Raw genomic sequence first — 24,015 nt, forward strand, 5'->3', positions numbered from 1 at the left:
GTTAGTTAACCATTAGGGAGCTGCCATGGCCCTGGCGATACCGCAAATGCATGCCCATGAGCATACCGATGAACAGTTAATGCAACGCTATGCCAAAGGCGATGGCAAAGCGTTTGAGCTGCTTTATCTTAAACACAAAGGCGCATTGTACCGTTACTTTGTGCGCCAACTCGGTGACAAACAGTTAGCCGAAGATTTATATCAAGAAACCTGGGGACGAGTGATCCGTGCTGCCGCCAATTATGAGCCGAGTGCTAAGTTTAATACTTGGCTCTATCGGATTGCCCATAATCTGTTGATTGACCACGTCAGAGCTGTCAAACCCGTCGACTTAGTTAGCCATGATAATGAGGAAGGGCTAGATACCTTTGTGGGAGCGGAGCAGGAACAACCCGATGTACATTGGCAGGAAACGCAAAAGAGCCTGTTACTGAAGACCTGTATTGCCCTGTTACCCCAAGTGCAGAAAGAGGCTTTTATTCTCAATATCGAAATGGGCTTTACCGCAGCGGTGATCAGCGATATCGCAGGGGTGACACTCGAGGCGACCAAGAGCCGCATTCGCTACGCGTATCAAAGCTTAAAAGATTGTGTCAATGCTAAATGGCAGGAGGTTGGTCATGAGTAATTCCACTCTGTCATCGGAAGAAGAGGCACTACGTCAGGAAGTCTCGGCTTGGTATCACAAGCAAGCACTGGAAATGCCACCAGAGCGGCTCGACCAAGATATTTTGCGCCTATCACAAGCTCATTTGGCTGAAATGAATGTGAGCCAGCTAAAGCCTGCTGCTACGCCTGTGTGGCGCCGTTTCCCATGGGCGTTATCGAGCGCCGCTTCCTTAGCGCTCGTTGCCGGTTTAGTGATCCTCAACCGAGGCAATTTTGAGGAAGAGTTAGTCGCGCCAGCAGCGTTGACTATGAGTGCGCCTATGCCCGCACAAGCACCGTTAGATAACGCTGCTCAGCAAGCCGAAATGGCGCGTCAAGCGAGAATGGAAGATGCCGCAACACAAAGTAGGCAAAGGGAAGCGATGAGGGCCGAAGCTAAGATGTCAGCCCCGGAAAATCAGCAAGCAGAGTCTCAAGCATTATCGCAAAGGGCGCGCGCATTGCCTCAAAGTGATGTAGCCGCAGCTGCGCTGCGTGATAAAGATGTGTTGATGGCGTCGTTAACACGTTTGCAGGCGTTAATAGACTCGAAGCAAATACAGGAAGCCTTAGCTCTTGAGCAAAGTTTAGTGAAGCAGTATCCCGAGTTGTCTAAAACCAATGCTGAATCTACCGATGACACAAAGGCAATTGAGAAATTTAAAGCTCTACAGCATCAGCTTCATTCTGTGAGCAAATAAAGCGTAAATCAGTGGGCTGGTCTCATTAAGGCCACTCACTGATATTAATATCTTATTCTTAACGTTGTCGTATTAATCTAGGACACTTTTTACAGGTCGTAATGTTAATTACTTGATCATGGTCATAAAGTGCACAGGAACTCGCCTGTTATATTGGATATTGATAAACGACTTGACTAGTATCAATAGTCAGTCCTAAGTTCAGGAGGCGATATGCTCAAAAGACTCATGCATGATCATAAACATATAGCAGTGCTATTGAATGTCTTGAAAAATAAACAGATGAAATTAGTTGAAGGCGAGGCGATTAATTTTATTGTTGTGAGAGACATCGTTGAGTATATGCAAGGATATGCTGAGCGTAGCCATCACCCCGTTGAAGATATTATTTATGCTTATTATTTGGCACATAAGGCGAATGATGACATCGACAAGCTAAGTGCCGAGCACCAAGTTGTGACTGCGGCTTCATCGGCATTAATGAATACTTTAAACCTGATATTAAGTGACATTGTTGTCGCAAGGGATAAACTGATTGCCGATTTTGCCGAATATGTTGACTTACAAGAAAAACATATGCAGATGGAAGAGCGGGAGATTTTCCCCTTACTTGCGAAGTCTTTAACCGAGCAAGATTGGAAGGAGATTGAACAACAATGCCAAGCATCGTTAATTGATGATCCGCTATTCCTTGACCGAGAGCAGCAAGCCTTTGATGACTTACGTTCCTATTTAAAAGCGTCCGATTAGGGGTTGTAAGTCATCTGAAGGGTAAAAACAGAAAAAGCGCCATAAGCGCTTTTTCTCTATATCCTGTCAATAAAAAAACAGCAGGTTACAACTGGATGGTGTCTATATCGTAATCAAAGTTGTTATCAATCTCTTGCAGTTCCTTGAGTAAACGATGTTTGTCCTTTAACGCCTCGATTTCGCGCCACTTACGCTTTTTATTAGCACCACGCGAGCGGTCGGGTCTTTCTACAACTTCATCTAGCGCACAACCATAATCTAAACGATCCATGGTAACCTCCTGTTGTTGTATGTTTTGTCAGCGATTAAATAACATATTTTCAAAACAGGGTGCAAGAATTATGTTTCATTTGTGTTAACTTGAAATGAAATTTGGATGATATGTCATTGATCTTAACTATCACTTTAGTGGTGGTTGCTTCTTGAAATGTTTATTTTATTAATGAGATACAATAAAAAAGCCAGCAATTGCTGGCTTTTTGTTCGATCAGATTTTGCTCCGTCGATAAAGATTGATTAAGCCATTGCTTGAAGCATCTAACGCAGTCGCTTCTTGATCTGCACCTATACGGGCGAGGACGTCGTTACCTAAGGTTTTGCCAAGCTCAACACCCCATTGGTCGAAGGAGTTGATGTCCCAAATGGCGCCTTGGACAAAGGTTCTGTGCTCATAGAGCGCAATCAGTGCGCCTAAGGTTTCTGGAGTCAGCTTATCCATTAACAGAGTGTTGCTTGGCTTATTGCCCGGCATGACTTTGTGTTTGGCGATAAGTAACTTTTCTTCATCACTCAAGTTGCTCTTGCTCAATTCAGCCAGCGCTTCATCTAAGGTACGGCCTTGCATGAGTGCTTGAGTTTGTCCAAAGCAGTTAGAGGCTAACTGATCATGGTGTTCACCGATAGGGTTATGGCTTTGCAGCGGCATAATGAAATCAGCAGGAATTAATGCAGTACCTTGATGCAGCAACTGATGGTAAGCGTGTTGACCGTTTGTGCCTTCGCCGCCCCAAATCACAGGACCCGTGCTGTAATCCACATGAGTACCATTGAGCGTGACTGATTTACCGTTACTTTCCATATCCAGTTGTTGGAAGTAGGCAGGAAGTCCACGCAGATAATGATCGTAGGTCAATACCACATGGCTTTGAGCATTAAAGAAATTGCCATACCACAGTGAGAATAGTCCCATGATGACGGGCATATTTTCCGCTAAAGGCGCAGTGGCAAAATGGGTATCCATTTGGTGCGCGCCCTTTAATAGGGAGCGGAAGTTATCCATGCCGATGAGTAAAGCAATGGGTAAACCAATGGCAGACCACAGAGAATAGCGACCTCCAACCCAGTCCCACATTGGGAAGATATTAGCGGCATCAATACCAAACTCAGTTGCTTTTGCCACGTTAGAGGTCACGGCAACAAAGTGTTTCGCGACATCTGACTGTGAACCACCTTTAGCTAAGAACCACGCTTTGGCCGTTAAGGTGTTGGTCAGCGTCTCTTGTGTACCAAAAGACTTAGACGACATGATAAAAAGCGTGGTTTCAGGATCGAGCAGCTTGAGTTTTTCACTGATCGAGGTGCCATCTACGTTGGCAACAAAATGGCAATTGAGACCTGTTATCCAGTATGGACGTAAGGCTTGGGAAACAATTTTAGGGCCAAGGAATGAACCACCGATACCGATACTGACAATATCGGTAATGGCTTTGCCTGTGTAGCCTTTCCACTGTCCTGAGGTGACTGAAGTGACAAACTGCTGCATCTTGTTCAGCGTTTGCTGTATTTCAGGAACGATATCTTGACCTTCGGCAATGATGGATTGGTCCGCGGTGCTGCGCAGTGCGGTATGCAAAACGGCACGTTTTTCGGTAGTGTTAATAATATCACCGGCAAACATCGCCTTGATTTTAGCGTCAAGCTTGGCTTCTTGCGCCAGTGTCAGCAGCAAGTTGAGAGTCTCAGGTGTTGCTCTATTTTTTGAATAATCTAAAAATAAGCCACAGGTAGAAAGCGACATATTGCTAAAGCGTGCAGGATCGCCTGCAAAGAGTTCCCGCATATGCGGGATCTGCTGGCTATGGGCTGCTAACGCCTTCCAGGTTGTGCTTTGGGTCAAGATAGTCATCGAATCGTCTCCGAAGATACTTAGTTTGCCAGTTTAGCCTTGAGCATGACTTCGAGTTTGCCTTGGTCGATGGCGAAGTTACGGATGCCTTCTGCTAGCTTGTCAACGGCCATAGGATCTTGGTTGAAGTCCCAGCGGAATTGCGCTTCGGTTAAAGGCTCGCCCGCAGCAACTGTAGTGCTGGCAGGAATGAGTTTAGGTTGAATAGCGACTTGAGAGTTTGCTAGCTCTTCGAGTAATGAAGGACCAATAGTCAGGCGGTCACAACCCGCTAATTCGATGATTTCACCGATATTACGGAAACTTGCCCCCATGACTACCGTGTTATAGCCATGCTGCTTGTAGTAGTTGTAAATTTCAGTTACAGAAACGACACCAGGATCATTTACTGCGTCATAGTCTTTACCTGTGTCTTTTTTGTACCAGTCGAGGATGCGGCCAACGAATGGAGAAATTAAGTACACGCCAGCTTCAGCACAGGCACGTGCTTGAGCGAAGCTAAATAATAGGGTTAAGTTACAGTTGATGCCTTGTTGCTCTAACTCTTTGGCGGCACAAATGCCTTCCCAAGTTGAGGCTAATTTGATCAAAATGCGAGATTTATCTATTCCTGCTTCTTGATATAGACGAACAAGCTTATGCGCTTTTGCAATGGATTTTTCTTTATCGAAGGATAAGCGGGCATCCACTTCGGTTGAAATTCGGCCTGGAACCAGTTTCAGAATTTCCACGCCAATGTTCACTGCAAGTTTATCGCTGGCATCATCAATCTGTTGCTCAATATCAGCACTTTGTAATTTAGCCCATGCAATAGCATTGTCGATTAGAGCGCTATACTCAGGGATTTGAGCGGCTTTTAGAATGAGTGATGGGTTAGTGGTTGCGTCTTCTGGTTGATAGCGCTTAATTGCTTCAATATCGCCAGTATCGGCCACAATAGTAGTGTATGACTTGAGTTGCTCTAATGTATTTGCCATGAAAAACATCCTTCTCAGATAGCGGTCAAAACTCAGAAATGAACTGATGACTATTAGAAGCGATTTTGCCAACTTTTCCAACCATCAATGTAAAAAAATTACAAAAATGGTAAAACTACATCGTTTCTTGCTAAACATAGTGGCGAATGCCACTTAATCAGTCTTAGCGCCATCAGGTTAGGTAGTGTAGATGCCTTAAAAACAAAAAGTCGCTGCAAGCAGCGACTTTTTTATTCTTAACAGTGCAATTACTTCAGAACAGGTTGTTTTTCAGTAGTTGTCACGATGGCTTCGATGCGGCGGTTAGCTGCATGAGCTTCTTTCGAGTCACCAGCCACTAATGGCTTAGTGATACCGTAACCGTTAGAAGTTACGCGGCTTTGGCTGATGCCATATTTTTCAACAAGGATCTTAGCAACAGCGTCAGCACGCTTGTCAGACAGAACCATGTTGTATTCTGGTTTACCTACGTTAGAAGCGTGACCCGCGATTTCAACAGTGAATTCTGGGTTCTTGTTCAGGTAGTTAGCCAGTCTTTCGATGTCTTTGTAGTACTCTTTCTTCACTACTGCAGAATCGTTAGCAAACTGGATAGAACCTACATCTTCTTGCTTTTTAACGTTTTCATAGATAGTACAGCCAACAGAGTCAACTTTGTGAGTTGCAGGCGTTGCTGGGCACTGATCTTTATCGTCGTATACACCATCGTTGTCTGAGTCAACTGGTGCTGCTGCAACAACGGCGGCAGCTACAGGAGCCACTGCTGCTGGAGTACCAAAACGGTAGCTTAATTCTAAGCCCCAATAGTTGCTGTCAGCTTCGATTGTGTTGAAGTCTGTGTCGTCTAAGTTTTCATAACGGCGGTATTTAGCTTGTAACTTCAGATTATCGGTGAAGTTATAACCAACACCTGCGCCAAAGTAAGGCGCAAAATCGTTAGAGCTGTATGAGCTTGAAGTTGTGCCAGTATGTTGGCTGTTTTCTAAGGTGTAGTACATTGCACCCGCTTCTGCAGACAGGCTCCAACGGTTACCTAGTGGCCATACACCGACTAAGCCCAGAGTTGCACCTTTAACATCTGCATCATTGCTAATGCCACCATTAGTCCAATCTGCACTACCTAGATCACGATAGCCGATTTCTGCACCAAAGTAGTCATTAAACATATAGCCTGCGAAGATGTCCCATGCGTATGGGTTATCATCGCCGTTATCAGTTGCAATGTGTTCATAGTTATTAACGCCTAAACCTGCACCAACATACCAAGGAGTTAACTCTTGAGATGCACTGGCAGCAAGTGGAAGCATTGATGTAAGTAAAACTACTTTTAATGTATTCTTCATCATTTTTTCTAAGTCCATTGTTTATGATTCTCCACCAATATGCTTTGCGGGTTTTAAGCAAAACATTGCTAGCACTTAGTGTGGGGATCCTTTGGTATTGTAGCCAGCGGTTAATTATCACTGCATTTGTTAAAATTTTCCAGTGCTTAGTCTGAAGTTTTTTTATGGGGCCCCATCCTGTAATCAACTTGAGATGTTAAAAAGGCATCCTTTTGGATGCCTTTAAATTGTATTTATTTTGTTAATTTAATTAACTGCTAGCGAGTCCAAACCCAATTTTCGATCTCAGTTGGGTCAACACCATGTGCTTTAATATAGTTACGGTGATCAACAAGTCTTTGCAACATATCTGTTGTGATTGAAACGTGTTTAGTCTCATCAATGACGCCTTGTTGGAATAGTTTATAAGCCATATCAATAACAAGGTGGTAGCGAGAGGTTCCATTACGCACACCCATATCAAATGGTGTAGTTGTTGAGCCTTCTTCTTCATAACCTTTAATTCTAAAACGGCGGCTTCCTTTGTAATCAAAAATTAACTTTTTGATTGTATTTGGATAACCGTGATAGTTAAATACTACTCCTTTATCTTGAGTAAATATTTCATCCATCATCCATGGTTTTTCTTTAAATTTACGGCTACCTAAACCATCACTGCTTAATTCGGTGACGCTCACAAAACGGATTCTGACTCGAGGCAGCATTTCCCGAATGATCACTAAAGAGGCCATACATTCTTGAGTGACATAATCACCACAGCCAGCAAGGACGATATCGGGATTTTCATCTGAAGCAAAATCCCACACCATGACGCCATCTTTGGCTTGTTTACGTGCTTCATCTAAGCTTAGCCATTGTGGCAACTCTTTTTTACCTGCGACTAGGATGTTCAGTTTGTCACGATCCGCAAAAGCACGTTCGGTATACACTAAGGTGCTGTTTGCATCAGCTGGTAAATAAGCAGAGATAATCTTTGGATGTTTTTCTAACATCGCACCTAGGAACGATGGGTTTTGATGCGAGTAACCGTTGTGATCCTGACGCTCTAATAATGAAGAAAGTACTACGTTGCATGCTGGTAAAGGTTTACGGAAATGCACCCCTTGACTGGCATAAACATACTTACAATATTGGTCGGCCATGGATGAAACTACTTGCGAGAATGACTCGTAGGTTGGGAACATGCCATGACGACCTGTCACTGTGTAGCCATGTAACATACCAAATAGTAAGTTCTCAGAAAGGAGCTCTAGTACACGGCCATCGCGAGACATATCTTCATCCCAGCTTTCAATTGGCCATTGCCATGCACGGTCGGTTTCTTCAAATACCGCTTGCAGTTGGTTTGAATAGGTTTCATCAGGGCTGAAAATGCGTAAATTGCGTTGATCACGGTTCAGTTTGAATGCGTCACGCATCCATTCACCCATTTTCAGCATGGAGTAACCGCGGTGTCCGCGTGGTACTTCTGGACCGTAACTGAGTTTTTCTAGATCTGGATTGGATAAAGCTCTAACAACTTCACCACCATAAGTGAGATGTTGGCGACCACAAGCTAAGTGTTTTGGTGGGATCAATGAGCTAATATCCGCATCAAAAATCAGTTCACCTTGAGCATTGATTTGATAGAGCTCTTGGAACTGGTAGCTAGCTAACCAGTTATCCAATGCGGCTAGATGGCCTTTATCGGTCGCGCATTTGTTAACAATCACTTGGTGTGATTCGCAGTTGCCTTCTAACTTCTTACCATTATATTCGCTTACGCCTGTCCAACCTTTGGCTGTGCGCATTAAAATCACTGGCCAGCGAGGTTTTACAATATCTTCGCCTTTACGTGCTCGGGCTTGGATATCATTAATCATGCTATAAGCGGTATCCATGGCGGTTGACATTTGAACGTAGATATCTTCTTCCGCTTCGCTGTCCACAATAATGGGGTGGTAGCCAAGACCGCGGAATTCAAGATCTAATTCTTCATGGCTCATTCGTCCCATACGGGTTGGGCCAGAGATTTTATAGCCGTTAATATGGACGATAGGTAGCACTGCGCCGTTGGTGGCGGGAGATACCAATCGGTTTGCATACCAAGATGCGGCTAATGGGCCTGTTTCTGATTCTCCATCACCTATTAATACTGTCGCGATAAGATCGGGGTTATCAAGCACTGCGCCCCAGCCAACGGATAATGAATAACCTAATTCTCCACCTTCCAGAATTTGTCCTGGTGCTTCAGGATTAGCATGTGAAGGATAACCGTATGCTGCTGAGAACTTTTTACAAATATCCTCAATGCCCGTTTCATTATAAGGAATTGTTTCTGGATAGTAGTGGCTTAGAGAGCCTTCAATGAATAAGTTAGCTTGTACGGCAGGGAAGCCGTGTCCTGGACCAACTAAGTAAATAAAGGGACGATTGTGTTTTACAATGAGTCGGTTAACGTTCGCGTAGACAAAGTTGATACCTGGACAGGTTCCCCAGTGACCGAGCAAGCGAGGCTTAATGTCCGAGTGCGCTAGTGGGCGCTTATGAAGTACGTTTTGCTTTAAGTAAATCTGGGAGGTGGCTAGGAAGTTAGTGGCTCTTACGTATTTTTTAAGAGCATTTATCTCATGTGTTGTCGTCATATTAAGCCTCACTAGAGCAGACGGAAGTAAATAATGTTTTCTTGGAGTTACTATATTTGTAATTTTATTACAAAAATGTGCCCTGCATCCAAATTTTAAAACTTGTGTTTGTCGTTAACGCATGTGAATGAAGTTTGTTAAATTGTTAATTTAATATTAACAGTGACTTATCTAAGCTTTATGATCGTGAGCTTGTAGCTATTTAACAATGAAAACCTAGGCTTGATCACATGAGTAATTTCGAATACTGTGCTATTTTGCTGCGTTGAATTCGGTAGCCGTGATGTTGTAAATTCACGGAAGGATAATTTGAAAGAATAAATCTACCGATATTCTTACCTTTATTTGGAAGGATTCATTCACCACAAATGTTGCACCTCGCTAAGTATAGGTGGGGGAGGGCATTTGCTACGGGAAGAAGTAAAATAATATGTTAGAAACGATTGTAAACTTTTTGAACGCACTGCTCTGGGGCAAATTGCTCGTTTACGGACTGGTGGGTGCGGGGCTCTATTTCACCTTACGACTTGTATTTATTCAACTTACTCACTTCAAACACTCTCTAAAAGTTATGACCATGAGCCGCCAAGGCTGTGAAAGTGGTTTGTCTTCATTCCAAGTATTCTGTACTAGTATGGCGGCCCGTGTAGGTGCTGGAAACATGGCGGGGGTAGCGGTGGCCATTGGCTCCGCCGGACCTGGTGCTGTCTTTTGGATGTGGTTAATTGCCATGTTGGGTATGGCAACGGCTATGGTAGAGTCCACTCTTGCGCAGGTTTATAAGGTGCGTGATACCAACGGCCAATTCCGGGGTGGCCCTTCTTATTATATGGAGAAGGGACTTGGTCAGAGATGGATGGGGGTGTTGTTCGCTTTCTTCCTGATCATCGCCTTTGGTTTGGTGTTTAACGCGGTGCAAGCTAATACCATTACGGGGGCGATGGAGCGCGTGTTTGGCTTTGATCCGACCTATGTCGGTATCGGCTTAGTGTTAGCCAGTGGTTTTGTTATCGTCGGCGGCTTACGTAAAGTTGCGCGAGTATCTGAGTTTATCGTGCCAATTATGGCGTTGGCTTATATTCTGATCGCTTTCATTATTGTGTTGTTCAATTTAGAGCAATTACCCGCAGTTATTAGCCTGATTGTAAAAAGTGCTTTCGGTTGGCAAGAGGCAGCTGCAGGTGGCGTTGCTTATACAGTCGCTCAGGCGATGCAAGCAGGTATTGCCCGTGGTTTGTTCTCAAATGAGGCGGGGATGGGCAGCGCAGCAAACGTGGCGGCGAGTGCCTCACCTAATCCTAATCATCCAGCATCTCAGGGCTTTGTGCAGATGATGGGAGTTTTTGTTGATACTATTGTTATTTGTACCGCAACTGCTGCCATTATCTTGTTGTCTGGTGACATAGGTTCTAGTGATGATGGTATTCGTCTTACTATTAATGCGATGTCGAATCATGTTGGTGATTGGGGCGGTGCCTTTATTGCGATAGCGATTTTTCTATTCTGCTTTACCTCAATCATTGCTAATTATTCCTACGCCGAAACCAATGTGATGTTCTTAACGGGTAACAGTACTAAGGCGTTACCGCTATTTCGCTTGTGCGTATTAGGCATGGTGATGTTTGGTGCCGTAGCCAAAATCAGCTTAGTGTGGAACTTAGCCGATGTGTCAATGGGGCTAATGGCTACCGTCAATATCGTCGCATTGTTGCTGTTATCTGGCTTGGCGATAAGGGTTATCAACGATTACAGTGAACAATTAAAGAGTGGCAAAATGCCTGAGTTTGACCGCAGTAAGTTCCCCGAATTGATGGAACAACTTGATGATGGCATTTGGCAGGACAATAGTGCCAATGAGTTGGCTAAATCGCGTACTGAATCAGCGGTTAGTCGTTAAGCTCAAGTTCACTGATTAGCGCTATCGGAAAAACCACGTCATCCGTACGTGGTTTTTTTATGCTTGTTCAGTATCATAGTGGCGTATTTTATTTGTTGGAGCGTGTTAATGTTGATTTTGGTTTCACCGGCGAAAACCCTAGATTTTGAGCAACCTCCCTTGACTCAAACCCATACTCGGCCCGATTTTTTAGCTTATAGCCAAGAGCTCATTCAAGTTTGCCAACGGTTAACCCCCAGTGACATAGCAACATTAATGAAGGTCAGCGATAACATTGCGGGCTTAAATGCGGCACGTTTTGGCGAGTGGACACCCGATTACAGCATTGATAATGCTAAGCAAGCTATTTTCGCTTTTAGAGGCGATGTTTACACCGGTTTTGATGCTGATACCCTGACACCTGAACAGCTTGAACGTACTCAGTCGCAGTTGCGCATTTTATCTGGGCTATACGGGTTACTGCGGCCATTGGATTTAATTTTACCTTATCGCTTAGAAATGGGGACGGCCCTTGCCAATCCTAAAGGTAAGAATCTTTACGATTTTTGGGGCAACACTCTCACCGAAGCGGTCAATAATGCTGTCGCTGCGCAGGGGGATGAGATCATTATCAACCTTGCATCCAATGAATATTTTAAGGCGATAAAGCCAAAGCAATTAGCAGGACAATTAATCACTCCTGTTTTTAAAGATTTTAAAAATGGTCAATACAAAGTCATTAGTTTCTTTGCGAAAAAAGCGCGGGGAATGATGGCAAGATATATTATTGAGCAGCAAGTGAGTTCGATTGATGAATTAAAAGCATTTGATGTGGCAGGTTATTACTACAGTGAAGAATTGAGTAAACCGAATGAGCCAACATTTTTACGTGAAGCGCAATAACGTATTACGGCTTAAATAAAAAGAGCTGCTTAGGCTTAATGCCAGTCAGTTAAGCTGACTGGCATTTTTCTTTTTATGGGTGAATGATTTACTTATGAGGCTTAATTCGATTCAGTGCTAATGGGGGTTAACACTAAATTTGAGTTTGCCATGATATAAGCAAATTGAGCATATGCCGCCACATTTTGTGCCAGAGCCTTAGGATCGATTTTATCTAAGGTATCGTTAGGTGTGTGGTGATAATCGAAGTAATCGTGGCCATCCTGTCTTAATGATGCAACAGGTACGCCTAATGCGGGTAGCATAGAGACATCAGGCCCACCAGATGCTTGGTTATTGCCGAGGGCAACACCGTTGTATGTCATTGGTTTAATGCTCTCTTGAACTTGGGCGAAAACGTTGTCACTCACCTTAGTGTCGATTTGATAAATGGGGCCTGCGCCAAAGTCCGATTCGGCAGCAATATAATGCAGAGGTAGCTCGGCTTTGTGTGCTTCAGCATAAGCCTTACCCCCCACTAAGCCAATTTCTTCAGCTGCATATAGTACTACTCGCACTGTACGAGCGGGCTTTTGTGGAAGATCTTGAATATGTTTTGCTGCCGCTGTCACAATCGCAACGCCAGCGCCATCATCAATTGCACCTGTACCTTCATCCCACGAATCTAAATGGGCACCAATCAGCACGATTTCGTTAGGCTTACTACTGCCAGTGACTTCTGCAATAACGTTGTAAGAGGTATTCGTACCTAAATCCTTCGGTGACATATGCAGCTCGAGCACCGCATTCGGATCGCGTTTTAACATGGCATCGACTAAGTCTGCATCGGGATTAGACATCGCCGCAGCAGGGATTTTAGCCACACCATCTTGATAACGCATCACGCCAGTGTGTGCCATGCGGTCATGGTCGGTGCCTATTGAGCGAATGACGATTGCTACGGCTCCCTTTTGTGCTGCTGCGACTGCGCCCTTCGAGCGGCCACCGACACTTTTTCCGTAACCTTCACCAGTTATATGACGCTCCGTTTTTTGATCGATAAAGGCAATTTTACCTTTTACATCATCAGGGTTGGCTTGTTGTAATGCTTCTAGGCTATCAAAGCGAGCTATTCTAGCCCTAATGCCCGTTACTGGCGTTGCAATGCTGCCACCCAATGCAGTAATCACCAAAGGTTGCTCTACCGGAGAGATAATCTTGGCTTTGGCTTCTCCACGTTCCCAAATAGGAACCTGTACTGGCTCTTTGTAAACCTTATCAAACCCGAGGCTGGTTAATTTATTCATTGCCCAGTTCACGGCAATAATGTCTTTTGGACTACCAGCAAGGCGCGGTCCTACTTCTACCGTAAGAGATTCGACAATGTCATATCCAATCGAAGAGGCTAAAGCGGTTTGTTGTAATTGAGAAGGGATATCTGTTTTGACTGGTGTTTCGATATGAGTTTGGCAAGCGCTCAAACCACTAATAAAAAGGCCTGTTATCAACGTTGTTTGGTAGGGTTTCATAGGTTTCCTTTGTTTTTATTAAGCATGTCCCACTTTTGAAAACAATCTAGCAAAAAGTGTGCTTTATGTCCCGACTATATCTGTAAGGCAACGCTATATTAGCGCAGGGGTTAGTTTTAGGAGAAAATGTGCGTAATGAATATTGAATTAATGCAGGAGCGAGCCGATCATGCCGTGGTGCTATTAAAGGCACTCGCAAACGAACGCCGTTTATTTATCCTTTGTTATTTACTGAATGAAGGAGAAATGTGCGTTGGCGAAATGAATAAAAAATTAGGCTTAAGTCAATCGGCACTATCACAACACCTTGCTTGGTTACGCAAAGATAATTTAGTAACCACACGCAAAGAAGCGCAGACCGTATTTTATTCACTGAAGAGTGATGAAGTGCGTGAGATGATCCATTTACTAAACAATATTTATTGTCATTAATGGTTTTCAGCAGATATAAAAAAACCGGCAATTGCCGGTTTTTTTTATTTACTAAGATAATTAAGCAACAAGCGCTTTGATCTTAGCGTTCAAACGAGCCTTATGACGAGCAGCTTTATTCTTGTGAATAAGGCCTTTAGTCGCCATACGGTCAACGATTGGTTGTGCAGCAGCGAAAGCTTCGGTTGCTGTTTTGTGATCACCAGCTTTGATAGCTGCGATAACTTTTTTAACGTATGTACGTAACATTGAGCGACGGCTGGCGTTATGCTGACGACGCTTTTCAGATTGAAGCGCGCGCTTCTTTGCAGACTTGCTATTAGCCAAGGTGCAACTCCTAAAAACTGGATTTGATACTTTTAAAGGCCGAGGAATATGCCTGCATTTAGTCACTTTGTCAATGACTATGATTGAATAATCATCATAAAGATAAATTAATTCAACCTGCCTTGGCTATCTTCAACCCAACTCGTGTAATATGTGGCGCAATTCTAGCAGCTATTACCGCAGTGTGACAGAGCCTGAGTCGATTTTTTGAGATGAATCACCTAATCCATTCGATATAGGTCTGGGGGACGTTTGAGTAAAAAATTATTGAAGTCAGGCATGATTGTTAGTGCTATGACATTGATTTCCCGTGTTTTAGGTTTGGTTAGAGATGTTGTCGTTGCCAATTTAATGGGTGCAGGGACAAGCGCTGATGTTTTTTTCTTCGCGAATAAAATTCCTAACTTTTTACGTCGATTATTTGCCGAGGGCGCCTTTGCACAGGCATTTGTTCCTGTACTGACCGAATATCAAGAAAAGCATACCTCGGACGAAACTCGCGAGTTACTCAGTAAGGTGGCGGGGACCTTAGGGCTCTTAGTGACGATTGTCACGCTTGTCGGTGTGATTGCATCTCCTGTGTTGTCAGCCTTATTTGGTGGCGGCTGGTTTATGGCCTGGCTGAATAACGAACCTGATGGTGCTAAGTTTGAGTTAGCAACGGTCGTACTAAAAATCACTTTTCCTTATCTGTGGTTTATCACCTTTACTGCTTTAGCGGGCTCAATCTTAAATACTCGAGGACGCTTTGCTGTATCGGCTTTTACGCCAGTGTTTCTAAATGTGGCCATTATTGCGGCGGCAATGTTTTTCGCTCCGACGTCTTCTCAGCCCGAAATTACCTTGGGATGGGGAGTATTTTGCGGTGGTTTAATTCAGTTTTTATTCCAAATTCCGTTTCTGCTCCGAGAGAAAGCGTTAGTAAAACCTTCTTGGGGTTGGCAACATCCCGGGGTTGTGAAGATTAGAACTTTGATGATCCCTGCATTGTTTGGGGTTTCTGTCTCACAAATCAACTTGTTATTTGATACCTTTATCGCCAGCTTCTTGATGACTGGTTCTATTAGTTGGCTCTATTATTCAGACCGATTATTAGAGTTTCCACTTGGTTTATTTGGTATTGCTATTGCAACCGTGATTTTACCCGCGTTATCGCGAAATCATGTGAATGCAGAAGGAGATGGCTTTGGTAACACCATGGATTGGGGAATTAAAGCGATTTTATTACTCGGTTTGCCTGCGATGATGGGGTTGATAGTGCTCGCGCAGCCTATGTTAATGGTACTGTTTATGCGCGGCGCCTTTACTATCAATGATGTGCAAATGGCCTCTTACAGTTTGATGGCTTACGGAAGCGGTTTACTGAGTTTTATGTTAATCAAAGTTTTAGCGCCAGGATATTATTCTCGCCAGGATACTAAAACCCCCGTACGCTATGGCATCATCGCTATGATCACCAATATGGGCTTTAACTTAATATTTGCAATCCCATTTGGTTATGTGGGTTTGGCGATTGCTACATCCATGTCAGCCTTGCTTAATGCCACATTACTTTATCGCGGCCTGCATAAAGCAGGGGTTTATCGTATTACCAAACCGACTATGGTGTTTTTCCTTAAAGCCGTGGTCTCTACGGCATTGATGGTGGTAGTCTTGTACTATTTATTACCCACGCAATCTCAATGGATAGAATGGCATTTAGCTTTACGAGCTAAGGCTTTGATTGGTTTGATTGCTGTTGGGACTATCACGTATTTACTTGGGTTACTGGCGTTGGGAATTCGTCCTTGGTCAATGAAACGGGGAGTTTGATTGCTGATTCTTATCGTTAGCTGTTATATAATCAGCCGATTTGCGCTTGGCAGTTGTCTAAAGTTATGGAATTAATCCGTGGTACACATAACATTTTGTCATCTCACCATGGCTGTGTGCTGACGATAGGTAATTTTGATGGCGTGCATCGCGGCCATGCACAGGTGATTGCTAATTTGGTGCAAAAGGCCAAACAGCTTTCATTACCTCCGACAGTGATGACATTTGAACCTCAACCACAGGAGTTATTCCGTGGTGAGAATGCGCCCGCGCGTCTGAGCTTATTGCGGGACAAAATCATCCTGCTCGATGAGTTAGGCGTTGAACGGTTAGTGTGTGTTAACTTCAACCGTGCCTTTGCAGATCAACCAGCGGAGCATTTCATCGAAGAACTGCTGGTGCGCAAGCTCGGGGTTAAATACCTCGTCGTTGGCGATGACTTTTGCTTCGGTCAAGGCCGAAAAGGCAATTTCGAAATGCTGATGCAGGCGGGAGTTCGTTATGGCTTTACCGTGGTCAGCACCCAGAGTTTTATGGTGGGCTCGCAACGTGTGAGCTCGACCGCGGTAAGAGAACAATTGGCTAAAGGAAACCTGGAGCAGGCGAGACGCCTACTCGGTCACCCCTTTACCTTAAGCGGCCGTGTGGCCCATGGCCAAAAAATTGGCCGAACCATAGGTTTTCCCACCGCCAATATCGCCCTCAAGCGCAATGTGGTGCCAGTGCGCGGGGTGTTTGCGGTGAAACTCTATTGGGAAGATAGCGATATTTATGAAGGGGTTGCCAACATTGGTTTCCGCCCGACCGTAAATGGTCAAGTTTGTCAGCTTGAGGTGCATCTTTTTGATTTTGAAGGTGACATTTATGGCAAGCATGTTGAGGTTGAGTTAGTGGCAAAACTTCGCGATGAACAACCTTTTGATTCATTGGATGCACTAAAACAACAAATTTTGAATGATGCAAATGAGGCCAGAGCTTTATTTGGTAACGATGCAGGCTGATATTTATCAGTTTAATTAACGGTATAGGATCAATGAGCGACTATAAATTTACTTTGAATTTGCCGGAAACTGAGTTTCCGATGCGTGGTAATTTGGCAAATCGCGAGCCAGAGATGTTAGAGCGCTGGACGAAAGACGGTCTGTATCAGCAGATCCGTGATAGCCGAATTGGCCGCACACCTTTTATTTTGCATGACGGCCCACCGTATGCGAACGGCAGCATTCATATTGGTCACTCAGTCAACAAAATTCTTAAGGACATTATTGTTAAGTCAAAAACTATGTCAGGTTTTGACGCGCCTTATGTGCCGGGTTGGGATTGCCACGGTCTGCCAATTGAACTGAAAGTTGAGCAAAAAGTCGGTAAGCCTGGTCAAAAAATTTCTGCGGCCGAATTCCGTGAAGAATGCCGTAAATATGCTGCCGAGCAAGTCGATGGCCAACGCGAAGATTTTATTCGTTTAGGCGTGTTAGGCGATTGGCAAAAACCTTATCTAACAATGGATTTTGCCACTGAAGCCAATATTGTTCGCTCTTTATCAAAAGTGATTGAAAACGGTCACTTACATAAAGGTGTTAAACCTGTTCACTGGTGTACAGACTGTGGTTCTGCCCTTGCTGAAGCCGAAGTGGAATACGAGGATAAAACCTCTCCCGCTATCGATGTGGCCTTTACTGCAACTGACAGCAAAGCCGTTGCCGCTCAGTTTGGTGTAAGCGATTACTCACATCCAGTCGCTATGGTGATTTGGACAACCACACCTTGGACGCTGCCTGCGAACCGCGCGTTATCTATCAGCCCTGAGCTTGATTACAGCTTGGTTGAATTTGTGAAAGAGGGGGCGACTCACGCGGTTATTCTGGCCGACGTGTTAGTTGAAGCTTGTATGACGCGTTACGGCGCCGAGAGCCATAGCGTGTTAGGTAAAGTTAAAGGTGTAGCGCTTGAATTGGTTCGCTTTAAGCATCCATTCTTAGCCTTTGACGTCCCAGCGATTTTAGGCGACCACGTGACCACTGACGCGGGTACTGGCGTGGTTCACACGGCACCAGGCCACGGTCAAGACGACTTCGTGGTAGGTCAAAAATACGGTTTAGAAGTGGCAAACCCAGTTGGTGATAACGGTGTCTACAAACCAGATACTGAGTTCTTTGCTGGCCAACATGTATTTAAAGCAAACGACAATGTGGTTGCGCTGCTGAAAGAAAAAGGCGCGCTATTACACCATGTTGCGTACCGTCACAGCTATCCACACTGCTGGCGCCATAAAACGCCCATTATCTTCCGTGCTACGCCGCAATGGTTTATCTCAATGGATAACCACAACCTGCGTAAGCAAGCATTAGGTGAAATTGAGCAGACTCAGTGGATCCCTGACTGGGGCCAAAGCCGCATCGAAAAGATGGTTGAGAATCGCCCTGATTGGTGTATCTCCCGTCAACGAACTTGGGGCGTACCAATTACATTATTCGTACACCGCGAAACTGAAGAGCTGCACCCTGACAGCGTGTCATTAATGGCACGTGTAGCTAATCGTATTGAGCAGGAAGGCATTCAAGCTTGGTGGGATCTCGATGCTGCTGAATTACTCGGGGAAGAAGCTGAACAATACCGTAAAGTGACCGATACCTTAGACGTATGGTACGACTCAGGTTCAACCTTTGCTTCAGTGGTAGGCGCGCGCCCTGAGTTTCATGGTCATGGCGTCGATTTATATCTCGAAGGTAGCGATCAACACCGCGGTTGGTTTATGTCATCATTGATGATTTCTACCGCGATGACTGGTAAAGCACCTTACAAGCAAGTGCTTACCCACGGCTTTACCGTTGATGGTAAAGGTCGCAAGATGTCGAAATCTATTGGTAACGTGATTGCGCCGCAGCAAGTGACTAACAAACTAGGTGCGGACATTTTGCGCCTATGGGTTGCAGCAACCGACTACAGCGGTGAAATGACTGTATCGGATGAAATCTTAAACCGTAGCGCCGATGCTTATCGCCGTATTCGTAACACCGCTCGTTTCTTACTGGCGAACCTTAATGGCTTCGATCCTGCTAATGACTTAGTGGCAGTAGAAGATATGGTGGCGTTAGATCGTTGGGCTGTGCGCCGCGCGGCCGCTCTTCAGCAAGAAATTATCGAAGCTTACGAGCAATATAACTTCCATATTGTGACGCAAAAGCTGATGCAGTTTTGCTCGGTTGAGCTAGGTAGCTTCTACTTAGACATCATTAAAGACCGCCAATATACCGCTAAGCAAGAGGGCCATGCCCGCCGTAGCTGTCAATCGGCATTGTTCCATATCGCCGAAGCTATGGTGCGTTGGATTGCGCCAATCCTGAGCTTTACTGCCGATGAAGTGTGGCAATTACTGCCAGGTCAACGTGATGCTTACGTGTTTACCCAAGAATGGTATCAAGGTCTGCAATCTATCACTTTAGATACTGATTTAAGCGATGCGTACTGGGAAAATCTGCTGACTGTACGTAACGAGGTCAACAAGGTCATCGAGCAAGCGCGCCGTGATAAACGTATTGGTGGCTCCTTAGAAGCCGAAGTCACACTGTTTGCTGATGCGGCTTTAACTGAACAGTTAACGCACATTGGTGATGAGCTGCGTTTCGTCCTGTTAACTTCAGAAGCTAAAGTATTGCCATTGGCAGATGCGACAAGCGATGCCGTTGAAACTGAGCTGGCGTCATTGAAGTTAGTGGTAAATGCAACAACAGCAGAAAAATGCGAACGTTGTTGGCACCACAGGGAAGAAGTGGGCACGATTGAGGCTCACCCAACGCTGTGCCATCGCTGCGTAACCAATATTGAAGGTGACGGCGAAGTTCGTCTGTTTGCGTAAAGGATCTGTATGCCATTAACTTGGAAAGACAGTGGCTTACGTTGGTATTGGGTAGTTGTATTGGTGTTTTTGGCCGATCAACTATCCAAACAATGGGTCTTAGCCAATTTTGATTTGTTCGAATCGGTGCAGTTATTACCTTTTTTTAATTTCACCTATGTACGTAACTATGGCGCCGCATTTAGCTTTTTAAGTGAAGCGGGCGGTTGGCAACGTTGGTTATTTACCTTAGTGGCCGTTGGTTTTAGTACCTTGTTGACTGTGTGGCTGCGTAAGCAAGCGGCATCCCTATGGAAGTTAAATTTGGCTTACACCTTAGTGATTGGTGGCGCCTTAGGTAACTTAATCGATCGATTGATGCATGGTTTTGTGGTGGATTTTATCGATTTTTATTGGGGTAAGAGCCATTATCCCGCCTTTAATATCGCCGATTCCGCGATTTTTATCGGCGCAGTGCTGATCATTTGGGATTCGTTTTTTAACAGCAAATCCGAACAAGATAAAACCGAAGAGGTGAAGTAGTGACTGTGACACGTTCGTTATTGTGCCATATGAATATTGTGCTTGAAGATGGTTCGACCGCCGATAGCACTAAAGCCTCGGGTAAGCCAGCACGTCTCAATATCGGTGATGGTAGTTTAAGCCCAGCATTTGAAGCGCAGCTTGCCTCCTTGAATGAAGGTGATAAGCACAGCTTTACGCTTGAAGCGGTCGATGCGTTTGGTGAGTCAAATCCCGATGCTATTCATTATATGGATAGAACCCGCTTTCCAGCCGACATGGAGCTAGAAGTGGGTGTTATCGTCAGTTTCGCTGGTCCTGGCGGCAGTGAGATACCTGGAATTGTGCGTGAGGTTGCGGGTGATTCGATTACCGTCGATCTCAATCACCCTCTAGCGGGACGCAAAGTCACATTTGAACTCGACGTGGTGAAGGTACTGTAAGATGAAATTAGATCCTACCAGCCCAAGTTTAAATATTATGCTGGCAAATCCTCGCGGCTTTTGTGCTGGTGTGGATCGTGCCATTAGCATCGTTGAGCGTGCGCTCGAGTTATTTTCACCACCGATTTATGTTCGCCATGAGGTCGTGCATAACCGCTATGTGGTGCAAAATTTGAAAGACCGTGGTGCTGTTTTTGTCGAAGAGTTAGACCAAGTGCCTGATAACAACATTGTTATCTTCAGTGCTCATGGGGTTTCTCAGGCGGTACGTGCCGAAGCTAAAGCGCGTGGGTTGCGAGTATTCGATGCAACTTGTCCATTAGTCACCAAAGTGCATTTGCAGGTCACTCGAGCAAGTCGCAAGGGTATTGAATGTATTTTGATTGGCCATGCGGGACATCCTGAAGTTGAAGGTACCATGGGACAATATGATAACCCTAATGGTGGGGTTTATCTGATTGAATCCCCGGCAGATGTCGAGACTTTAGAAGTTCGCGATCCTAATAACCTCTGCTTCGTGACTCAAACGACCCTCTCGGTAGATGATACTCTTGATATCATCAGCGCCTTATTAAAGCGTTTCCCGTCCATTGAAGGCCCTCGTAAGGATGATATTTGCTACGCGACGCAAAACCGTCAAGATGCGGTGCGTAACTTATCGGCCGATGTTGATTTGTTAATTGTGGTCGGTTCGAAAAACAGTTCTAACTCTAATCGCTTACGTGAATTAGCATTAAAAACGGGTACAGAGTCTTATTTGGTTGATACTGCAGATGATATTGATTCATCTTGGTTTGAGGGTGTAACTAAAGTTGCTGTAACGGCTGGCGCGTCTGCACCAGAGGTTCTTGTACAGCAAGTGGTTCAAGCCATAGCGAAATTAGCGCCAAGTGTAGTGACTGAAGTCGAAGGACGAAAAGAAGATACTGTCTTTGCTGTACCCGCTGAACTACGCTAATTAATGTAGAAAATAGTAGTCAATTGAAAGAGGCCAATGGCCTCTTTTTTATTGTCTAAGTATGACTAAATTCAAACAAAGCATAATGAGATTGCAGCTTATATGCTATTGTTACTGGCCACTTACATTTTACTCATCTATTATTAACTGTTAGCAATGGTTTTATCGTAAGATTAAGATTTAAAAGGGTAAATAGCTGAAAAGCATGTCAAAAATATGACTAAATTCGAACGATTGACACATCAAGGATTTCAACGAGGCTTCTCACTAATAGAAGTGCTTGTTGCATTAGTGATCTTAGTGATTGGCCTGATCGGTATTTTTAATTTACACATAGTGGCTAAGCGCGGCAGCTTTGAATCTTTTCAGCAGACACAAGCTTCTTACTATGCCAACGATATTATTAACCGTATGAAGCTTAATCGAACTCAATTAGCCAATTATAGCGGAGAATATACTGGAACGCTGGCTAAGCCGGCTAAAGAGTGTGATGTTGCTGTTGGCGCAGTCAGTTTGTGTTCTCCAGCTGAAACTGAAGCTTGGGACCTTTATCAATGGGAACAGAGTTTCATGGGCGCTGCGGAAATCGTTGATGGCCAAAATGTCGGTGGATTAGATACTCCAACAGCTTGTATAGCCATTGATGGAACGACGGTGACTGTTGCCGTGGCGTGGAGAGGTATTCGTGAGGGCGCAGGCACAACATACACTGGAAATGAATGTGGTGAAGATCTTGGCACTCGTCGACGTCTTTTTGTCGTATCAACAGTGATTATTTAGGCGAGCAGACAAAATGACGAATGTTCAAAAGGGAATGTCTCTCGTTGAGTTAATGGTTTCGATGCTTATCGGGCTATTTCTTACGCTAGGGCTTTTTGCCATGTTTAGTATGTCATCTTCTAATGTAGTAACGACCAGTCAATTCAATCAATTACAAGAGAATGGCCGGATTGCATTGGCGCTAATGGAAAGAGATATCACCCAGCTTGGTTTTATGGGGGATATTACCGGAACGGACTTTATTCTCGGAACGAATATGGCTCTAAGAGATGGTATTGCAAATGATTGTATTGGGGCTGGGATAAATAATGGCACATTGCCCAATAATGAACCTGCACACTTTAGAAGACTGTGGGGGTATGAAGCAGGTAAAAGTGCTGTGGAGTTAACGTGCTTAAATGGTGTTAATGCAAATACGGATGTGATCCAAATAAAAAGGCTGGTTGGCCCGCCTGTTACAAATCCCAACGGAGAGCGCTATTACATGGCTGCAAATTCTAGTCAAGCGGTGTTATTTAAAGGGGGGAATCCTCCAAATCCTGCTCTTGAAAATGCACGATTTTGGGAATATCAACATCATATTTATTTTATTAAGAATGATGGTTCAGTGCCGGTATTAAGACGTAAAACGTTAACTAAAAACAATGGTATGAACAATGAAGAACAATTAGTCGAAGGCATAGAAAATATGCGTATTCTCTATGGTTTTGATAATGATGGCGATGATACCGCTGATAGTTTTATGCCTGCTGAAAATGTTACACCTTTAATGTGGGATAACGAATTATTTCAGCGTTTAGTTGCTGCGAGAGTTTATTTATTAGTTAGAGCAATCGATGAAGATAAAAGCTATACAAATGATACGACTTACACTTTAGGTGACAAGGAAATCAAAGGATTAAATGACCACTTTAGACGAAAAGTGGTTTCAACCACTATGGTGCTTGCCAATCCTGTGTTAATTCGCAATTAGAGGGTAAAGGGATGAGAAAGCAGAAAGGAATAGTACTATTTTTCGCACTCATAGTCCTACTATTAATGACCATCATAGGTGTCGCGCTGGCGGTAAATTCTACGCAATCTATGCGAATGTCAGGTGCGGGTTCTGAGCGAATAGAAGCTAAAGCAATCGCCGATGGCGGCTTAGAAGCGGTTTTGGAGAAAGTTAATAAAGAGAAGAGTTTAACGACTTTATCAAATATCATGACTGCGACAGAGTTCGGTTCCCTACAAACATTAACACCGAGCCCATTTGAAGTGGACGCTGCGGGTAATGTAGTTGTTGGTGCGAAAGATGTTGAGTGTCAAAGAAATTCTAAACCAACACCTTTTATAGATTGTCGTCGGGTAGAAATTAGAAGTACAGCTAATTTTGGTCGTGATAATTTAGGACAACTTACAGTTATTATGTTAGTGGAGCAAGAAGTAATAGCTGGGACGGGGGGGTGAAG

At 44.3% G+C, this 24,015-nt stretch carries 22 protein-coding genes; 15 read left to right on the forward strand and 7 right to left on the reverse strand.

The genetic code is table 11. The features are described from left to right. The first annotated feature begins 25 nt into the window (after nucleotides 1-25). The 3 genes from JM642_RS05235 (at nucleotide 26) to JM642_RS05245 (ending at nucleotide 2,099) form a co-directional block, all read left to right on the forward strand. Nucleotides 26-628 (forward strand): sigma-70 family RNA polymerase sigma factor, encoded by a 603-nt coding sequence (locus tag JM642_RS05235; protein ID WP_203433058.1) that lies wholly within the window; start codon nucleotides 26-28, stop codon nucleotides 626-628. Continuing rightward, nucleotides 621-1,349, forward strand: a complete 729-nt coding sequence (locus JM642_RS05240; RefSeq protein WP_203433059.1) for a hypothetical protein — start codon at nucleotides 621-623, stop codon at nucleotides 1,347-1,349. Before JM642_RS05235 ends, JM642_RS05240 begins: the two co-directional genes overlap by 8 nt. Before the next feature lie 213 nt (nucleotides 1,350-1,562). Continuing rightward, a complete protein-coding gene (locus JM642_RS05245; protein WP_055648477.1) occupies nucleotides 1,563-2,099 on the forward strand; it encodes a hemerythrin domain-containing protein in 537 nt (178 codons plus the stop codon). Nucleotides 2,100-2,184: 85 nt separating this feature from the next. On the opposite strand, the gene JM642_RS05250 is transcribed toward JM642_RS05245, so the two are convergent. The 5 genes from JM642_RS05250 to JM642_RS05270 all read right to left on the reverse strand — a co-directional run bounded on the left by JM642_RS05250 (nucleotide 2,185) and on the right by JM642_RS05270 (nucleotide 9,168). After that, entirely contained in the window at nucleotides 2,185-2,370 is a 186-nt protein-coding gene (locus JM642_RS05250; protein ID WP_037421244.1) for a DUF3545 family protein, read from the reverse strand. 216 nt (nucleotides 2,371-2,586) lie between these two features. Beyond that, nucleotides 2,587-4,224: a glucose-6-phosphate isomerase gene (gene pgi / locus JM642_RS05255; RefSeq protein WP_203433060.1), complete on the reverse strand. Its 1,638-nt coding sequence runs from the start codon at nucleotides 4,222-4,224 to the stop codon at nucleotides 2,587-2,589. A gap of 20 nt (nucleotides 4,225-4,244) precedes the next feature. Then, a complete protein-coding gene (gene tal / locus JM642_RS05260; protein WP_047536880.1) occupies nucleotides 4,245-5,201 on the reverse strand; it encodes a transaldolase in 957 nt (318 codons plus the stop codon). 248 nt (nucleotides 5,202-5,449) lie between these two features. Continuing rightward, on the reverse strand, nucleotides 5,450-6,562 hold the full coding sequence (locus JM642_RS05265) for an OmpA family protein (protein WP_172587990.1): 1,113 nt from the start codon (nucleotides 6,560-6,562) through the stop codon (nucleotides 5,450-5,452). A gap of 239 nt (nucleotides 6,563-6,801) precedes the next feature. Beyond that, nucleotides 6,802-9,168: a phosphoketolase family protein gene (locus JM642_RS05270; protein WP_172589581.1), complete on the reverse strand. Its 2,367-nt coding sequence runs from the start codon at nucleotides 9,166-9,168 to the stop codon at nucleotides 6,802-6,804. Between the two features lie 430 nt (nucleotides 9,169-9,598). On the opposite strand from JM642_RS05270, the gene JM642_RS05275 reads away from it, so the two are divergent. Continuing rightward, nucleotides 9,599-11,065 carry an alanine/glycine:cation symporter family protein gene (locus tag JM642_RS05275; protein WP_047536877.1) on the forward strand — a complete coding sequence of 489 codons (1,467 nt, stop codon included), beginning with the start codon at nucleotides 9,599-9,601 and terminating at the stop codon, nucleotides 11,063-11,065. Between the two features lie 108 nt (nucleotides 11,066-11,173). After that, nucleotides 11,174-11,947, forward strand: a complete 774-nt coding sequence (yaaA, locus tag JM642_RS05280) for a peroxide stress protein YaaA (RefSeq protein WP_055648480.1) — start codon at nucleotides 11,174-11,176, stop codon at nucleotides 11,945-11,947. A 101-nt stretch (nucleotides 11,948-12,048) separates the two neighbouring features. On the opposite strand, the gene JM642_RS05285 is transcribed toward yaaA, so the two are convergent. Beyond that, entirely contained in the window at nucleotides 12,049-13,455 is a 1,407-nt protein-coding gene (locus tag JM642_RS05285; protein ID WP_203433062.1) for a M28 family metallopeptidase, read from the reverse strand. A 135-nt stretch (nucleotides 13,456-13,590) separates the two neighbouring features. On the opposite strand from JM642_RS05285, the gene JM642_RS05290 reads away from it, so the two are divergent. Continuing rightward, entirely contained in the window at nucleotides 13,591-13,887 is a 297-nt protein-coding gene (locus JM642_RS05290) for a metalloregulator ArsR/SmtB family transcription factor (protein ID WP_006084975.1), read from the forward strand. Between the two features lie 60 nt (nucleotides 13,888-13,947). Here the strand turns inward: JM642_RS05290 and rpsT are convergent, their stop codons facing one another. Continuing rightward, nucleotides 13,948-14,214, reverse strand: a complete 267-nt coding sequence (rpsT, locus tag JM642_RS05295; RefSeq protein WP_037421209.1) for a 30S ribosomal protein S20 — start codon at nucleotides 14,212-14,214, stop codon at nucleotides 13,948-13,950. A gap of 252 nt (nucleotides 14,215-14,466) precedes the next feature. Between rpsT and murJ the strand changes: the two genes are divergently transcribed. The 9 genes from murJ to JM642_RS05340 all read left to right on the forward strand — a co-directional run bounded on the left by murJ (nucleotide 14,467) and on the right by JM642_RS05340 (nucleotide 24,013). Then, entirely contained in the window at nucleotides 14,467-16,026 is a 1,560-nt protein-coding gene (murJ, locus tag JM642_RS05300; protein WP_140906994.1) for a murein biosynthesis integral membrane protein MurJ, read from the forward strand. Nucleotides 16,027-16,091: 65 nt separating this feature from the next. Continuing rightward, entirely contained in the window at nucleotides 16,092-17,027 is a 936-nt protein-coding gene (gene ribF, locus JM642_RS05305; RefSeq protein ID WP_047536858.1) for a bifunctional riboflavin kinase/FAD synthetase, read from the forward strand. Between the two features lie 32 nt (nucleotides 17,028-17,059). Then, complete coding sequence (gene ileS / locus JM642_RS05310) at nucleotides 17,060-19,882, forward strand: isoleucine--tRNA ligase (RefSeq protein WP_037421199.1); 2,823 nt, start codon at nucleotides 17,060-17,062, stop codon at nucleotides 19,880-19,882. 9 nt (nucleotides 19,883-19,891) lie between these two features. After that, nucleotides 19,892-20,404, forward strand: a complete 513-nt coding sequence (lspA, locus tag JM642_RS05315; RefSeq protein ID WP_037421196.1) for a signal peptidase II — start codon at nucleotides 19,892-19,894, stop codon at nucleotides 20,402-20,404. Then, entirely contained in the window at nucleotides 20,404-20,826 is a 423-nt protein-coding gene (fkpB, locus tag JM642_RS05320; protein ID WP_047536852.1) for an FKBP-type peptidyl-prolyl cis-trans isomerase, read from the forward strand. The genes lspA and fkpB overlap by 1 nt, the downstream gene beginning before the upstream one ends. 1 nt (nucleotide 20,827) lies before the next feature. Next, nucleotides 20,828-21,784: a 4-hydroxy-3-methylbut-2-enyl diphosphate reductase gene (gene ispH / locus JM642_RS05325; RefSeq protein WP_037421194.1), complete on the forward strand. Its 957-nt coding sequence runs from the start codon at nucleotides 20,828-20,830 to the stop codon at nucleotides 21,782-21,784. A 192-nt stretch (nucleotides 21,785-21,976) separates the two neighbouring features. Continuing rightward, nucleotides 21,977-22,564 (forward strand): type IV pilus modification protein PilV, encoded by a 588-nt coding sequence (gene pilV / locus JM642_RS05330; protein WP_172590194.1) that lies wholly within the window; start codon nucleotides 21,977-21,979, stop codon nucleotides 22,562-22,564. A gap of 13 nt (nucleotides 22,565-22,577) precedes the next feature. After that, nucleotides 22,578-23,537 (forward strand): PilW family protein, encoded by a 960-nt coding sequence (locus JM642_RS05335; protein WP_172590190.1) that lies wholly within the window; start codon nucleotides 22,578-22,580, stop codon nucleotides 23,535-23,537. 11 nt (nucleotides 23,538-23,548) lie between these two features. Beyond that, nucleotides 23,549-24,013, forward strand: a complete 465-nt coding sequence (locus JM642_RS05340; RefSeq protein WP_047536840.1) for a pilus assembly PilX N-terminal domain-containing protein — start codon at nucleotides 23,549-23,551, stop codon at nucleotides 24,011-24,013. The last annotated feature ends 2 nt before the right edge of the window (nucleotides 24,014-24,015 follow it).

The organism is Shewanella sp. LZH-2 (genome assembly GCF_016859145.1).
Classification (GTDB): Bacteria; Pseudomonadota; Gammaproteobacteria; order Enterobacterales; family Shewanellaceae; genus Shewanella; species Shewanella xiamenensis.